Origin of the sequence: Saccharothrix sp. 6-C, assembly GCF_016695385.1 — a bacterium.
Classification (GTDB): Bacteria; Actinomycetota; Actinomycetes; order Mycobacteriales; family Pseudonocardiaceae; genus Actinosynnema; species Actinosynnema texasense.
Window position 1 is genome coordinate 3,362,068 of sequence record NZ_CP064192.1, and the last position, 14,821, is coordinate 3,376,888.

A 14,821-nucleotide genomic window follows, 5' to 3' on the forward strand; every position below is an offset into this window, starting at 1 on the left:
TGAGGACTACCCGGCCGTCACCGCGGCGAAGCAGAGGTAGCGCAGCTCCCGGTCGTAGTCGCCGACCAGCACCGTGCCCCCGCCCGCACCGGCCAGGTGCCACCACACCCCCGTGGTGGGCTGCCCGCCCGGCGCCCGGGTGTGGTCGGGACCGTCCGGCCACACCGCGGCGAGCGAGTCGCTGAGCACGACCCGCGCGCCGGGGTGACCGGCCGACAGCTCGGCCACCCCGCGGCGGGCCAGCTCGGGCACGGCGTCGGGCTCCACGCCGGGGTGCTGGCGGACCTCGGTCACCCGGGTGCCGGGTCCCCGCTCGTAGAGCATGGCCACGCCCTGGTGCGCCGACGGTGTCGCCGCCGCCGACTCGTAGGGCAGCGCGGCCTGTTCGACCACGACCAGCAACGCCCGCCGCACGCCGTAGTCGCCGATGACGCGCAGACCGGTGAACGGCGACGCGCTGCCCTGGTCGCAGACGGCGAACGACATCGGCGTGCCGGGGCAGACGTGGCTGAGGTAGGTCGCGGTCGCCCGGCCCGGCCACACGTCGTGGATCGAGAACGCCAGCACCAGCAGGTCGACCGGCTCCGCCGCGGGCACGACCTCCGCCACCAACGCCTTCGCCATCTCGCCGTAGGACTGGCCGGACAGGCCGGTGACGGGTCCGGCGCCGAAGGGCCGGACCAGGTCCGCGAAGTAGTCGGTCACCTGCGCGCGGTGGTCGTCGTCGGCGAGGACGGCGGCGTCACCGGTGAAGCGCCTGCGCCCGGCGCGGACCAGGCGCATCACCAGGGCCGGCTGTGGCCGGCGATGAACGTGGCCAGCTCGCCGACGGTCAGCAGCTCGTCCGGGCGCATCCGCTCCACGTCGATCTGGATGCCGAGCTGCTCCTCCACCTCCAGCAGCAGCTCCAGCCCCAGCGACGAGCTGACCCCCAGCTCGTCGGCCATGTGCATGTCCTCGGTGATCGGTTCCTCGCGCTCGACCAGCCGCTTGAGCACGGTCGTCATGGCCTGGACCACGCGGTCTCGCAAGGCGACGTCGAGCTGGGCGTCGGGTGCGGTCATGTCGGCCTCCTGGGTGGGACGGGGTGTCAGTGCTGGAACACCATCGCGGAGAACGTCGCCCCGGCTCCGGCGCCGACGGTCGCGACGAGGTAGTGGTCGCCCTCGCGGAGCAGGTCGCGCTCCCGGGCGGTCCGGTAGTTGGCGAACGCGTCGGTGCAGAACAGGTGACCGTTGTCGGGCACGTTCGACAGCAGCACGCGCCGCACCGGGAAGTCCATCAGCGTGCACAGGCGCTGCCAGGTCACGACGTTCACGTTGTGCGGCAGGACCAGCCGGATGTCGTCCAGGACGAGCCCGGCGTCGGCGACCGCCCGGTTGATCACCTCGGCCAGCGACGGGCGGTACTGGCGCTGGAACTCGTCCTCCCGGTCGCCGAACTCGCCGTCGAACTCGCCGCGTTGCGCGCACACGAACGACAGCATCCGGTCGCGCCGCCCGTTGGCGCTCACCAGGCACGCGGACGCGCCCTCGCCGAACAGCGACGTGCCCGGCAGCAGCCGCGCGTGCCGGGTGAACGCCTTCTCACCGGTCAGCACCAGCGCCAGCGCGTCGTCGTCCGGGTCGCCGGCGAGCAGCCGGCCCGCCAGGTCGACCGCGAGCAGCCCGCTCGCGCAACTCTGCTGCGTGACGGTGAAAGCCAGCGCGTGACCGAGCCCCAGCCGGCGGCAGACGTCGTGCAGCGGGTTGTGCGGGTACGGCACGACGACCGGCATCGCCCGGCCGTGGACGACGTACCGGACCCGGTGCTCCTGACCGCGCAGCTCGGCGAGCCCCTCGGCGGCGGCGCGCAACAGCTCGGCGGACGACCGGTCCGGGTCGAACCGGACCTGGTCGAGCCCGTGGAACCGCCGGAAGAGCCTGACCTGGATGTCGGTCAGGCCGAGCGGTTCGGCCAAGTCCTCGATGGGGACGCGAAAAGCCGGTGTGTACACCGACACCGCGTCGAGAGCGGTCACACTTCGGGATCCCACCACGTCGTTCCGGGGAACGTCAATGTGTGCCACGATGTTGCGGTGTCGCGGTTTCTGCTGGTCGTGCTGCCGCTGCAAGGCCACCTCTACCCCATGCTCGCGATCGGGCAGGAACTCGCCCGCGCGGGTCACGAAGTCGTCTGGTGCGGCCCGGAGGACGTGCTGCGCCCGCTGGTCGGTCCGGATGCGACGGTGCACGCCACCGGCGCTCGCGCCTACCGCCGCTACGACGAGACGGGCATGGCCGGTGTGCGGGCGATGTGGGACGGCTACCTGATCCCGTTCACCCGCTTCACCCTCGGCCCCGTCGACGAGGCGGTGCTGGAGCACCGGCCGGACGTCGTGGTCACCGAGCAGTACGCGCTGGCCGGCGCGTTGGTGGCGCACCGGCACGGCGTGCCGTGGGCGACCCTGTGCACCGGCACGCTGGAGCTGACCCCGCCGCCCGACCTCGTCGGGTTCGAGGACTACCTGGCGGACAAGATGGCGCAGGCGGTGGCGATGGCGGGCCTGTCCGACGAACCGATCGACCCCCGGTTCTCGCCGCACCTGGTGATCGCCCTGATGACGCCCGGGCTGGTGGGCGACGCCGCGCTGCCGGACCGCTGCGTGCTCACCGGCGCGGCGCTGGGTGCCAGGCCGAACGCGCCCGACTTCCCCTGGCACCTCTGGGATCCGGACCGCAGGCACGTGCTGGTCACGGTCGGCACGCTGGTCGGCCACATGATCGGCGACTTCTACGACCGGGCGGCGGCGGTGCTCGCACCCATGGCGGACGACGTGCAGGCGATCTTCGTGACCTCCGGCGTGGCCGCGGAGTCCTTCCCGGCCAACGCCATCACCGCCGAGCTGGTGCCGATGCTCGACCTGATGCCGAAGCTGGACGCCGTGGTGTGCCACGCCGGCGGCGCCGTCAACGAAGCGCTCACCTTCGGGGTCCCGATGGTCGTCGCGCCGGTGCGGGCCGAGCAGGTGGCGCTGGCGCGGCAGGTCGCCCGGTCGGGCGCGGGCATCGAGGTGTCGGTCCTCGACGTCACGGTGGCCGAGCTGGACGCCGCGCTGCGGGCGGTGCTCGACGGGCCGGACCACCGGCGCCACGCCCGGCGGATCGGCGCGGAGTTCGCCGCCGCCGGGGGAGCGGCGACGGCCGCCGCCCACCTGGTCGAGTTGGCGTCCGGCACGTGACCACACGCGAGCGGGAGGACGGTCCGGTGGACGGGTCCGGGGTGAAGGCGCTGCCGGCGGCCGAGGAGTTCGCGTGGGCCAGGCAGCGGCGGGCCGACATCCGCCGCGCGGGTGGCGTCCTGGACCTGGTGCTGCCGCTGCGCGAGGGCGGCGCCGGCCCCGCGCTGTTCTGCGCGCCGCCGCTGGTCGGCGCGAGCTGGTGCTACCTGGCGCTGCTGCCGCACCTCGCGCCCGAGCACCCGGTGCACGGCCTCCAGCTGCGCGGGCTGCGCAGGCCCGAACCGCTGCCGGTCGACCTGGCCGAGGCGGCTCGGGACTTCGCCGACCAGATCAGGCTCACCCAGCCGCACGGCCCGTACCACCTGTTCGGCTGGTCGATCGGTGGCAACACGGCGCACGCGATCGCCGAGGAGCTGGAGCGGCGCGGCCACGAAGTGGGCCTGCTCGTCATCGGCGACACGGTGCCCGGCCTGCCGAACAGCCTCAGCGTGGCCGACGACAACCTGTGGCTGGTGTGCGACTTCGTGCTCCGCGAGCTCGGCTACCAGCCGGTGGTCGAGCCGGACGACCCCGACCCGGTGCGCCGGATGCTGGAGGTCGTCCGCGGCCGGCCGGGGTTGGGCCTGCACGAGTGGCCGGACCGGCAACTGCTCGCCCTGCCGCACGTGATCAGGAACAACCTCGCGGCGGCACAACGCCACGTCCCCGGTCGGGTGCGCGGCCCGGTGCTGTTCCTCTCCGCCACCGAGGACGAGCGGAGCACCGAGTCGAAGGTGGCCTCATGGGACGATCACGTGAGCACACCGGTGGACGTGGTGGAGGTGGACTGCCTGCACGAGCACATGTTGCTGCCCGCGCCGGTCGCCCGGATCGGGGCCGCGATCTCCGCCCGCCTGGGCGGCCCGCGCGTGCCCGGGACGAACCCGAAGTCGCCCGAACCGACCGCAGGCGCACTCGAAAGCTTCATTGCCACCGGGGAACCGCGAACCTAGTCTCTGCGTAGGAGTCCGCGTCCGCCCTTCGTCCGGTTCACGAGACCTGCGGTCGGCGTAGCAGTCGACGGGACACCGCACGCCGCCCGAACCCGCACTGCCGCCGATGCGCGAACCCGCCCCGGTGGCGACAGTTCGGCGGTCCACCGTTCTCCGCAACCGGGAGGTCTCATGAGCGGGGCGAACCTGCGCACCGCGTTGGCGCAGGACATGCGGGTCGGCGCGGGCAACGTGCTGCCCATGCTGGTGGAGCACGGCGCGGACCCGGACACGCCGCGGATGACCTTCGACGTCGACGTGGACGGCATCCCCGCGTGGACCCCGCTGTCGCTGCGCGACCTGACCGAACGGGTCGCGGCACGGGCGGACTGGTTCGCCCGCAAGGGGATCGGCCGGCGCGACCCCGTCGCCGTGTTCGTCACCTCGGCGGCCGACGTGTTCCTCAACTTCTTCGCGCTCAACCACCTCGGCGCGATCCCGGCGCTGATGAACGGCGCCATGCCGATCGAGGTCGCCGCGGAGTTCGTCCGCCGGCTGCGCGGCGTCGGCGTGCTGCTCGACGCGGACCACGCGGCGTTGCGGGACCACGAACTCGGCGTGCCCGTCCTCGGTGACGCGGCGGAGACCGGCACCGGCGACGCCGACCAGGCGCCGCCGCCCTACCGCCACCACGACGACGACCCGGTGGCGATCACGCACTCTTCGGGCACGACCCGGATGCCGACGCCGGTCGTCCACTCGCACCACAGCCTGTTCGCCGCCGTGCGCGCGGTGCGGCTCACCGAGGCCAGGCCGCACGGTCGGGTGCGCGAGCTGTCCGTGCTGCCCGCCGCGCACGCGGCCGGGATCATCGTGGTGAACCAGGCGCTGTGCAACGGCTACGAGCTGCTGTGCCTGTCCGCGCAGGGCGGCCCGTTCGAGCGCAGCGGCGAGGTGGTGCTGGACGCCATCGAGCGGTGGCGGCCGACCGGCGTGTTCGGCTTCGCCGTCACGTGGGCCGAGCTGGCCCGGTTCGACCTGTCGAAGCGCGACCTGGGCTCGGTGCGCAACTGGTCGAGCACCGGTGACTGCGCGCACGAGGCGCACATCCGGCGGTTGGTCGCGGTCGGCAGCCACCCGGTCTGGACGCCGGACGGCGTGGTGGACGAGCCGGGCTCGAAGTTCATCGACACGCTCGGCTCGACCGAGATGGGCCACAGCGCGTTCGCCATCAGCCACCGGCCCGGCAGCGACCGCTACGACCGGTGCGTCGGCAAGCCGTACCCGTTCGCCGAGGTGGCGTTGCTGGACGTGACGACGGGCGAGGAGGTGCCGGTCGGCCAGGTCGGGCAGTGCGGGCTCAAGTCGCCGACGCTCGCGCCCGGCTACTGGAACGACTCGACCGCCACCTACCGCAACCGCCTCAACGGCTACTACCTCACCGGCGACCTGATGTACCGGGACGAGGAGGGCTACTACTACCACCTCGACCGGGCCAACGACGCGGTCGACCTCGGCGGCGGCGAGTGGCTCTACACCGCGTTGTCCGAGGAGCGCGTCCTGGCCCGGTGCCCGGACGTGCGCGACTGCACGGTGCTCGCGTCGAAGCAGGACGACGGCGCCCCGGTGACCGACGTGCTGCTGGTGCTGCACGAAGGGGCCGATCCGGGGCTGGACCGGGGCGAGGCGGTGCGGGCCGCGCTCGGCGAGGCGGTGGCGCGCACGGTGCGGCGGGTCGACGTGGTGCCCGACGAGCAGCTGACCGTCGGGCCGACCGGGAAGGTCCGCAAGTTCCTCATGCGGCAACGGGTCCTGGCGGACGCGCCACACGGGAGGTAGCTCGTGCGGTACCCGCTGTCGTTCGAGCAGGAGTGGGCGCTGTCCCGGCCCGCGGTCCTGTCCCACGCGACCTGGCTGGACGGTCCGGTCGACCCCGCCGCGCTGCGGCGGGCGGTGGACGTCGTGGTCGCGCGGCACCCGGTGCTCCGGACGCACGTCACCGCCTCGGGGGAGCAGGTCGTCTCGGAGACGGGTCGTGTGGTGCTGGAGCACGTCGTGCTGCCCGGCGACGTGGCGCGCGCCGAGTCGGTCGCCGCGGAGCTGGCCGAGCGGCCGTTCGACCTGTCGCGCGAGCCCCTGACGAGGGCCGCGGTGATCGAGGTCGGTGCGGGCCGGTGGTTGTTCGCGCTGGTGGCGCACCGGGTCGTGGCCGACGGCTCCACGTTGGCGATGCTGCTCGCCGATCTGTCCACTGTGTACCGCGAAGGCCTGTCCGAGCTTCCGTCGTCGTGGATGGACTACGGGGACTACGCCGTGTGGCAGCGCGAGCGGTTGCGCGGTGAGGAGCTGGCACGTCAGCTGGCGCACTGGCGCGAGGTGCTGCGCGACGCGCCCGCGCCGGTGCGGCTCCCGGCCGGGCGTCGGGCCGCGTCGCTGACCGCGGTGGTCGACCCGACCGCGGTCCGGCGGCTGGCGGCCGTGGCGGAGGGGGCCGGCGCGACCCTGCCCGCGGCGTTCCTCGCCGCGTACGCCGTGGTGCTGTCCCGGTACGCGGGTCGGCCCGATGTCGTGGTCGGGGCGCCGGTGAGCGGCCGCACCCGGGTGGAGCTGGAGCCGATCGCGGGTCCGTTCGCCGACGTGGTCCCGGTCCGGGTTCCGCTGGCGGGCGAGCCGTCCTTCGCCGAGCTGCTCGTCCGGGTGCGGGACGCCGCGGCACAGGCGGTGTCGCACGACGAGGTTCCGCTCGGGGTGCTCGTGGAGGAACTGGGGGTCGGCCTGTCCGACGCGGTGCGGTTCACCTTCCCGCCGCCTGCCGCGCCCGCGCTGGACCTTCCCGGTGTGACCGTGCGGAGCCGGGTCGCCCTGAGCGACGCGGCCACCGCCGATCTCGACTTGCGGGTGGACGAGCACGGCGCCCTGACCCTGGAGCACCGCACCGACCAGGGGTTCGCCGACTGGGTGCTGCGGTCGGTGGTGGCGGTGCTGGAGCACGCGACCGCGGACAGCGCGGTGTCGGAGCTGCCGGTGCCGGTTCCCGAGGACACGTGGTCCGCGGTGGCCGAGCCATCGCCGGCCGAGCCGTCGCCCAACGGCGCGGTGCGGTCCGCTGCCGCGGGGGCCGCGGAGCCCGAGGTGGACGTGAGTCCGGTGCCGGCGCGGGGTGAGATCGAGCAGGCCATGGCCAAGACCTGGGCCGACCTGCTCCGCCGGCCCGGCCGGGTCGGTGTGCGCGACAACCTGTTCGGCCTGGGCGGGGGATCGCTCGCGGCGGTCCGGTTCGCCTCGCTCGTCGCCGACACCTACGGCGTCACCCTGCCCCTCCCGCTCATCTTCGCCTCGCCGACCGTCGCGGCGCTCGCGGAGTTCGTGTCGGCGGAGTTGGAGGCCGCCCGGACGGCCCGGGAGGCCGAAGCCGACCAGGCGGCCCGGTTGGCGACGTTGTCCGACGACGAGCTGGACGACCTGCTGCGCGCCGTCGTGGCCACCCGCGAGCGCCGCCGCTCCACCGGGGGTGACGGAAGGTGAGCACCACGCCCGCCACCGCCGGGGACCTCGCCGACCTGGACACCGGCACGCTGTTCGGCGCGCTGGAGGATCCCGCCCTGAACTCGATGAACTTCCTCAACGAGGTGGCGATCCACTATCCGGACGCGATACCGCTGGCCGCCGGGAGGCCGAGCGAGGAGTTCTTCGAACTGGAGGACGTGCACCGATATCTGCGCATCTTCTCCGAGCACCTCGGCCGGCGCCTGACCGAGGCCCAGGTGCGGCGCACCGTATTGCAGTACGGCCGGACCAAGGGAATCATCCACGAACTGGTCGCGGAAAACCTCCGACTGGACGAGGACATCTCGGTCGACCCGGAATCGGTCGTGGTCACCGCCGGGTGTCAGGAAGCGATGTTCCTCGTCTTGCGCGCGTTGCGCGCCGACGACCGCGACGTGCTGCTCGCGGTGTCGCCGACGTACGTCGGGCTGACCGGCGCGGCCCGGTTGGTCGACCTGCCCGTGCGCCCGGTCCGCACCGGGGAGCACGGGATCGACCTGGCGGACCTGGTCGCGGTGATCCGCCGGGAGCGCGCCGCCGGCCGCCGGCCGCGAGCCTGCTACGTCGTCCCGGACTTCGCCAACCCGTCCGGCCTGAGCCTGGACCTGGCGACCCGGCGGCGGCTGCTGGAGGTCGCGGCGGCCGAGGACGTCCTGCTGATCGAGGACAACCCCTACGGGCTGTTCCACGGCGACGCGGACCGGGTGCCGACGCTCAAGGCCCTGGACGCGGCGCGGCGCGTCGTCTACCTGGGTTCGTTCGCCAAGTCCGTGCTGCCCGGCGCACGCGTCGGCTACGTGGTCGCCGACCAGCGGGTATCCGGCGCCGACGGCACGACCGGCCTGTTCGCCGACCAGCTTTCGAAGATCAAGAGCATGCTGACGGTGAACACGTCGCCGATCGCGCAGGCCGTCGTCGGCGGCAAGCTGCTGGCGCACGGCTGCCGCCTCGCCGGCGCGACCGCACCCGAACGGCGGCTCTACGACCGGAACCTGCGGCGCCTCGTGACCGGGCTGGCGGAGCGCTTCCCACCCGGCTCGGACGTCACCTGGACCGTGCCGACCGGCGGGTTCTTCGTCGTGGTCACGGTCCCGTTCGCGGTCGACGACCGGCTGCTGGAACGCTCCGCCCGCGACTACGGCGTGCTGTGGACGCCGATGGGGCACTTCTACGACGGCGTCACGGCCGTTCGGGCGCTGCGCCTGTCGTGCAGCGCCGTTTCCGTCGACCAGATCGATCGCGGCCTCGACCGGCTGGCCGCATTGATCAATGACCGGTCGGGCCGGTCGGCGGGCACGATCGACCACGGCCACTTGGCCGATAGTGCTCGCGGTGAACCGTGACGTACTATTCCATGCGCTCGTCGGCGGACGTGACGGAAAACTCCTGCGTAAATATTTCGAGAATTGCGCGACCAGGCGGGGAGACCTGATGACAAAAGGCCTGGCGTCGTCCGGGTTCGAACTCGTGACGAGTCCGGAATGGGTGGACGAGATCCTGCTCCGCGGCGCGGACGACGATATCTGCCTGTATTCGGGCGGACCGGTCGACCGGGGTGCGCTGCGCCGGATGGTCGCGGACGCGCAGGCACGTCTCGCGGCGGCCGGACTGGGCCCGGGCGGTTCGCTCGCGCTGCGGCTGCCGCCGTCGACGGCGTACGTGGCGAACCTGCTCGCCGGCTGGCGCCTCGGCGCCCAGGTGAGCCTCCTCGACCACCGCCTCACCGCCTACGAGGTCGAGCTGGCGCTCGGCAGGCTCGCACCGCAGGTGGTGGTCGAGCCGGGACGCGTCACGAGCAGCCCGCTCAGCGCGTTCGCCGAGGTGGAGGAGACCGTCACGGCCCGCTCCGGCCGGCCCGCCGGGACACCGCACGCGGTGATCCAGTTCAGCTCCGGGTCCACCGGTCCGTCCAAGGTGATCGGCCGCACGGCCGCCGACCTGGTCGCCGAGATCGAGCGGTACACCCGGATCGACGGCGTGCCGCTGCCGGGCGAGCGGATCGTGGTGCTGGCCTCCATGGTGCACGTGCTGGGCCTGGTCGGCGCCCTGCTGTACGGCCTGCACGCCGGCGTGCAGATCAGGCCGCCCGACCGGCTCACCGGCGACAGCGTGCTGGACGCGGTCGCGGCCGAACCGACCCCGGCCACGGTGCTGGGCGTCCCGTTCCACATCGGACTGCTCGCGTCCGTGGTGGAGCCGCCGTCGCTGCCGCAGCTGAAGCGGATGACCACCGGCGGCGAACCGGTGCCCGCCGCGACCGCCGCCGCGTTCACCGGGAAGTACGGCGTGCCGCTGGGCAACATGTGGGGCATGACCGAGGTCGGTGTGATCGCCACCGACCTGTTCGGCGAGCACCGGCCCGCTCTCACCCCGGCGCCCGGCCTGTCGGTCGTCGAGCGCGACGGCGAGCTGCTGGTGAGCCGGCCGGAGTCGCCGTACGTCGGCCTGTCCGACCCGGACCGGTGGGCGGACGGCTGGCTGCGCACCAGGGACGCGGGCGCGGTCGACCCGGACACCGGCCTCGTCACCGTCAAGGGACGGCTGGACTCTCAGGTGTCGGTCGGCGGCCTGAAGGTCGACCTGACCGAGGTGGAGGCCACGGTGGCCGGACTGCCGGGCGTGGTGGCGGCCGTCGTGCTGCACGACGACGTCATCACCGCCTACGCGCAGCTCGACGCGCCCGCCACGGCGGCGTCCGTCCAGGCGGGCCTGGCCGAGCGGCTCGCCGCCTACAAGAGACCACGCCGGCTGCACGTGCTCGACGCGATGCCGCGCACCATCACGGGAAAGCTGGTCCGCGACCGGTCGGTGCTCCGCCAGGCCGCGTCCGGAGGGATGTGATCCGATGAGAACACGAACCGTCGCCGCACCCGGGAGCGGGGTGCCGCGGTGAGCCAGGAAGAGACACCCGGCCGGGACGACGTCCTGCGGATGCTGGCGAGCCTCGACGGCAGGCCGTCCGAGGACGTCCCCGAGCTGATCGAATCGATGGAACTGGCCTGGCTGGTGCACCAGGTGGAACAGCGCTACGGCGTGCGCATGGAACTCGACAGCGGCCAGTACAGCCGCATGACCACCGTCTCCGGAGCCGCTGACGTGCTCCGGGAAGTGATCGGGATGCCTGATGAACATATCCGGGATTGACCACATCGAGTTATACGTCGGCGACGCGAAGCAGACGGCGTTCTACCTGTGCAGCGCCTTCGGGTTCGAGGTCTGCGGCCAGGGCGGCCCCGAGACGGGGCTGGCCGGCCAGCGCTCGCTGCTGCTGCGGCAGGGTGACATCCAGGTCGTGCTGACGACCGGCCTGGTGCCCGACCACCCCGCGACCGAGTACGTGCGACGGCACGGCGACGGCGTGGCCGTGGTCGGGATCGGGGTGGACGACGTCGCGGCCGCCTACCGCACCCTCACCGAGCGGGGCGCCGAACCGGTGTCACCGCCCCGTGAGTACGCGTCCGCGGCTGCCGGGGGCGACGACCGGCGGGTCGTCGTCGCCGAGGTCTCCGGCTTCTCCGACGTGACGCACCGGCTGGTCGAGCGGCACGGCTCGCCGCGCGAGTTCCTGCCCGGCGCGATCGAGGTGGCCGAACCCCACCCGGACACCGACGTCAAGCTGCTGCGCGCGATCGACCACCTGGCGATCTGCGTGCCGGCCGGCGGCCTCGCCTCGACCGCGCGCTACTACGTGGACGTCTTCGGGTTCGAGCAGATCTTCGAGGAGTACGTCGAGGTGGGCGGGCAGGGCATGGACTCCAGGGTCGTGCAGAGCCCGTCCGGTCACGTCACCTTCACGCTGATCGAGCCGGACCCGGAACGCCAGCCGGGGCAGATCGACAACTTCCTGACGTGGCACGCCGGCGCGGGCGTGCAGCACGTCGCGTTCGGCACCGACGACATCGTCAAGGCGGTGGGCACCCTCGGCGACAAGGGCGTGCGGTTCCTCGGCACGCCGGGTTCCTACTACGACACGCTCGAGGAGCGGGTCGGTCACCTGGACGCGCCGCTGGACGAGCTGCGCCGCCTCGGCGTCCTGGTCGACCGGGACCACTGGGGCCAGTTGCTGCAGATCTTCACCGAGTCGATGCACGTGCGCCGGACGCTCTTCCTGGAGATCATCGAGCGGCGGGGCGCGTTGACCTTCGGCAGCGGGAACATCAAGGCGCTGTACGAGGCGAAGCAGGGCGAGCTGTCCGGCACGACGGCCCCGTGAAGGGAACCACGGTGAACGAGTTCACGCTGACCGACCACGAACGCGCGCTGCTCCCGTCCGACGACGACGTCCGGTTCTTCGCCGAGCACGGCTGGTACCTGTCGAAGAAGCTGTTCTCCGACGACGAGGTGGACGAGCTGACCGCGGCCGTCGGCCGCTACTACTCCGGTGAGCGGAGCAGGCGGCTGCCGACGCGCCCGCCCCGGCTGGCCTACTGGACGCCCGAGCACGGCGATGTCCAGCGCCACAACGACTACGTGCACTACGAGAGCGACGGCATCGCCAAGGCGCTGCTCAAGCCGCTGATCGGCGCGGTGGCCGCGCGGCTGGCGGAGGCCGACGAGATCCGGGTGTTCCAGTCGACCCTGATCTACAAGCCGCCGATCGCCGAGGAGCCGTCGAACGTCGTGCCCTGGCACTTCGACAAGCACTACTGGTCGTCGTCCTCGTCGGACCGGATGCTCACCGCGTTCATCCCGTTCCACGACTGCGACGAGGAGCTGGGCACGATCACCATGGTCGACGGCAGCCACCTCTGGGAGGAGGTCGGCTCGGACGACAGCGCCACGAAGCACTTCGCCGAGCGCGACGCCGACCACCTGGAGAACCTGCTCACCGCCAACGCCGAGCACAACGGCACCACGGTCCGGAAGATCCCGATGATCATCCCCAAGGGGCACATGAGCTTCCACCACTGCCGGACCTACCACGGCAGCGGGCCCAACCGCTCCACCCGGCCGCGCCAGGCCATCTCGCTGCACCTGCAGGACGGCGACAACGCCTACCGCGAGTTCCCCCTGTCGGACGGCAACCTGGCCTTCTACAACCACGACTCCCTCGTGCGGCGCACCGCGGACGGCAGGCCGGACTACGCCGACCCGGAGTTCTGCCCGCCCGTGTGGCGCTCCTGACCGCCGTGGCGGCACACGCGCCGGACTCCGACGTCGGCCTGTACCGCACGGTGCGGCTGATCCGCCGGTTCGAGGAGCGGGCGGTCGAACTCGTGCGCTCCGGCGACATCATCGGCGGCATCCACCCCTACACGGGCCAGGAGGCCGTCGCCGCCGGCGTGTGCGCGGCGCTGCGCGTGGACGACATGATCACCAGCACCCACCGCGGGCACGGGCACGTGCTCGCCAAGGGCGCCGACCCGGCCCGGACGCTCGCCGAGCTGGCCGGCCGCGCCACCGGGCTGAACCGGGGGCGCGGCGGGTCGATGCACGCGGCGGACTTCGGGTCGGGCATCCTCGGCGCGAACGCGATCGTCGGTGCGAACGGCGCGATCACCGCCGGGGCGGCCTGGGCGGCCCGGCAGGACGGCGGCGACCAGGTCGCGGTGAGCTTCTTCGGCGACGGCGCGGTCAACCAGGGCGTGCTGCTGGAGGCCATGAACCTGGCCGCCCTGTGGCGGCTGCCGACGCTGTTCGTCTGCGAGAACAACGGCTACGCCACCACCCTGACCGTGGCGGACGCCGTCGCGGGCACGATCACCGGGCGTGGCGAGGCGTTCGGGATGCCGTCGGTGACGGTGGACGGGATGGACCCGCGCGCGGTGCTCGACGCGGCGCGCGAAGCGGTGGACCGCGCCCGCGCGGGCGGCGGGCCGTCGCTGGTCGAGTGCCTGACCTACCGGTTCGACGCGCACCACACCTGGGAGCACAAGGCCCGGGTCCGCTACCGCGACGACGACGAGGTCCGGAGTGGACGGGAGAGGGATCCGGTGGAAATCCAGGGCGCGCGGCTGACCGGCGACGAGCGGACGAGCGTCGACGCGGAAGTCGAGGCCGTCGTGGACGCGGCCGTCGCGTTCGCGCTCGACAGCCCCCACCCCGACCCCGTCGGCGCGCTCGACCACCTGTACGCCACCGGGATGCGGGCGCGTCCGGGCGGTGGTGGGTGATGCCGTGGCTGTCCTACCGGAAGGCGCTCAACCGGGCGCTCGTCGACGAGCTGGCCCGTGATCCGGCGGTGTTCGTGCTGGGCGAGGACGTCCGGGTCGCGGTCTCCAACGTGACCGCGGGCCTGCTCAAGCGGTTCGGGCCCGACCGGGTGCTGGACACGCCGCTGTCGGAGCAGGCGTTCACGAGCTTCGCCACCGGGGCGGCGTTGCGCGGGCGGCGACCGGTGATCGAGTTCCAGATCCCGGCGCTGCTGTACCTGGCGTTCGAGCAGATCGTCAACCAGGCGCACAAGTTCTCGCTGATGACCGGTGGCCAGACCCGCGTGCCGGTGACGTACCTGGTGCCCGGCTCCGGGTCGAGGACGGGCTGGGCCGGGCAGCACTCCGACCACCCGTACGCCCTGTTCGCCCACGCCGGGGTGAAGACGGTGGTGCCGGCCACGCCCGAGGACGCCTACGGCCTGCTGGCGACCGCGATCCGGGACGACGACCCGGTGGTGGTGTTCGCACCGGCGGCGGCGCTCGACGTCCGCGTGGACGTCGACCACGACGGGCTGGCCCCGGTGCCGCTCGGTGTCGGCCGGGTCCACCGCGAGGGCGAGGACGTCACGGTCGTCGCGGTCGGCCACCTCGTGCACGACGCGGTGGCGGTCGCCGAGGAGCTGGCCGGTGACGTCTCGGTCGAGGTGTTCGACCCGCGCACGGTGTACCCCTTCGACTGGGACGGGCTGGCCGCTTCGCTGGCCAAGACCGGGCGGCTGGTCGTGGTCGACGACTCCAACCGCATGTGCGGCATCGCGGCCGAGGTCCTCGCCACCGCGGCCGAGGGGTGCGACCTGGTCGTGCCGCCCGTCCGGGTGACCAGGCCGGACGGCGCCGTGGTGCCGTTCGCCCGCGGGCTCGACCTCGCCGTGCAACCCGATCGCGCCCAGCTGACCGCCGCGATCCGGAAGGTGCTCAAGCAGTGACGA

Annotated in this window: 14 protein-coding genes; 11 read left to right on the forward strand and 3 right to left on the reverse strand. The window is 72.9% G+C overall.

Going from position 1 to position 14,821, the window contains the following annotated elements; translation table 11 throughout:
• Positions 1-6: 6 nt before the first annotated feature.
• The 3 genes from IOD16_RS14500 to IOD16_RS14510 are packed head-to-tail and all read right to left on the reverse strand — an operon-like array spanning position 7 to position 1,960.
• Positions 7-786 carry a hypothetical protein gene (locus IOD16_RS14500; protein ID WP_201440476.1) on the reverse strand — a complete coding sequence of 260 codons (780 nt, stop codon included), beginning with the start codon at positions 784-786 and terminating at the stop codon, positions 7-9.
• A complete protein-coding gene (locus IOD16_RS14505; protein ID WP_201440477.1) occupies positions 783-1,064 on the reverse strand; it encodes a phosphopantetheine-binding protein in 282 nt (93 codons plus the stop codon). The genes IOD16_RS14500 and IOD16_RS14505 overlap by 4 nt, the downstream gene beginning before the upstream one ends.
• Positions 1,065-1,090: 26 nt before the next feature.
• On the reverse strand, positions 1,091-1,960 hold the full coding sequence (locus IOD16_RS14510; protein WP_236594980.1) for a 3-oxoacyl-[acyl-carrier-protein] synthase III C-terminal domain-containing protein: 870 nt from the start codon (positions 1,958-1,960) through the stop codon (positions 1,091-1,093).
• Between the two features lie 117 nt (positions 1,961-2,077).
• Here IOD16_RS14510 and IOD16_RS14515 point away from each other — a divergent pair, with 117 nt between their 5' ends.
• The 11 genes from IOD16_RS14515 to IOD16_RS14565 all read left to right on the forward strand — a co-directional run bounded on the left by IOD16_RS14515 (position 2,078) and on the right by IOD16_RS14565 (position 14,818).
• On the forward strand, positions 2,078-3,220 hold the full coding sequence (locus IOD16_RS14515; protein ID WP_201440478.1) for a glycosyltransferase: 1,143 nt from the start codon (positions 2,078-2,080) through the stop codon (positions 3,218-3,220).
• Positions 3,217-4,212 (forward strand): thioesterase domain-containing protein, encoded by a 996-nt coding sequence (locus IOD16_RS14520; protein WP_123741240.1) that lies wholly within the window; start codon positions 3,217-3,219, stop codon positions 4,210-4,212. The genes IOD16_RS14515 and IOD16_RS14520 overlap by 4 nt, the downstream gene beginning before the upstream one ends.
• 171 nt (positions 4,213-4,383) lie before the next feature.
• Positions 4,384-6,030 (forward strand): class I adenylate-forming enzyme family protein, encoded by a 1,647-nt coding sequence (locus tag IOD16_RS14525; protein WP_201440479.1) that lies wholly within the window; start codon positions 4,384-4,386, stop codon positions 6,028-6,030.
• Positions 6,031-6,033: 3 nt separating this feature from the next.
• On the forward strand, positions 6,034-7,716 hold the full coding sequence (locus IOD16_RS14530) for a condensation domain-containing protein (protein WP_201440480.1): 1,683 nt from the start codon (positions 6,034-6,036) through the stop codon (positions 7,714-7,716).
• A complete protein-coding gene (locus IOD16_RS14535; RefSeq protein WP_328809456.1) occupies positions 7,713-9,080 on the forward strand; it encodes an aminotransferase-like domain-containing protein in 1,368 nt (455 codons plus the stop codon). The genes IOD16_RS14530 and IOD16_RS14535 overlap by 4 nt, the downstream gene beginning before the upstream one ends.
• An 88-nt stretch (positions 9,081-9,168) precedes the next feature.
• The gene (locus IOD16_RS14540) at positions 9,169-10,578 is read left to right on the forward strand and encodes a class I adenylate-forming enzyme family protein (protein ID WP_201440481.1); all 1,410 of its coding nucleotides are present in this window, start codon (positions 9,169-9,171) and stop codon (positions 10,576-10,578) included.
• A 48-nt stretch (positions 10,579-10,626) separates the two neighbouring features.
• Positions 10,627-10,881, forward strand: coding sequence for a hypothetical protein (locus IOD16_RS14545; RefSeq protein WP_236594981.1), 255 nt, complete (start codon positions 10,627-10,629; stop codon positions 10,879-10,881).
• Positions 10,862-11,950, forward strand: a complete 1,089-nt coding sequence (hppD, locus tag IOD16_RS14550) for a 4-hydroxyphenylpyruvate dioxygenase (protein ID WP_201440482.1) — start codon at positions 10,862-10,864, stop codon at positions 11,948-11,950. Before IOD16_RS14545 ends, hppD begins: the two co-directional genes overlap by 20 nt.
• Before the next feature lie 11 nt (positions 11,951-11,961).
• A complete protein-coding gene (locus IOD16_RS14555) occupies positions 11,962-12,861 on the forward strand; it encodes a phytanoyl-CoA dioxygenase family protein (protein WP_201440483.1) in 900 nt (299 codons plus the stop codon).
• On the forward strand, positions 12,849-13,850 hold the full coding sequence (locus IOD16_RS14560) for a thiamine pyrophosphate-dependent dehydrogenase E1 component subunit alpha (RefSeq protein ID WP_236594982.1): 1,002 nt from the start codon (positions 12,849-12,851) through the stop codon (positions 13,848-13,850). Before IOD16_RS14555 ends, IOD16_RS14560 begins: the two co-directional genes overlap by 13 nt.
• Entirely contained in the window at positions 13,850-14,818 is a 969-nt protein-coding gene (locus tag IOD16_RS14565) for an alpha-ketoacid dehydrogenase subunit beta (RefSeq protein WP_201440484.1), read from the forward strand. The genes IOD16_RS14560 and IOD16_RS14565 overlap by 1 nt, the downstream gene beginning before the upstream one ends.
• Positions 14,819-14,821 lie beyond the last annotated feature (3 nt).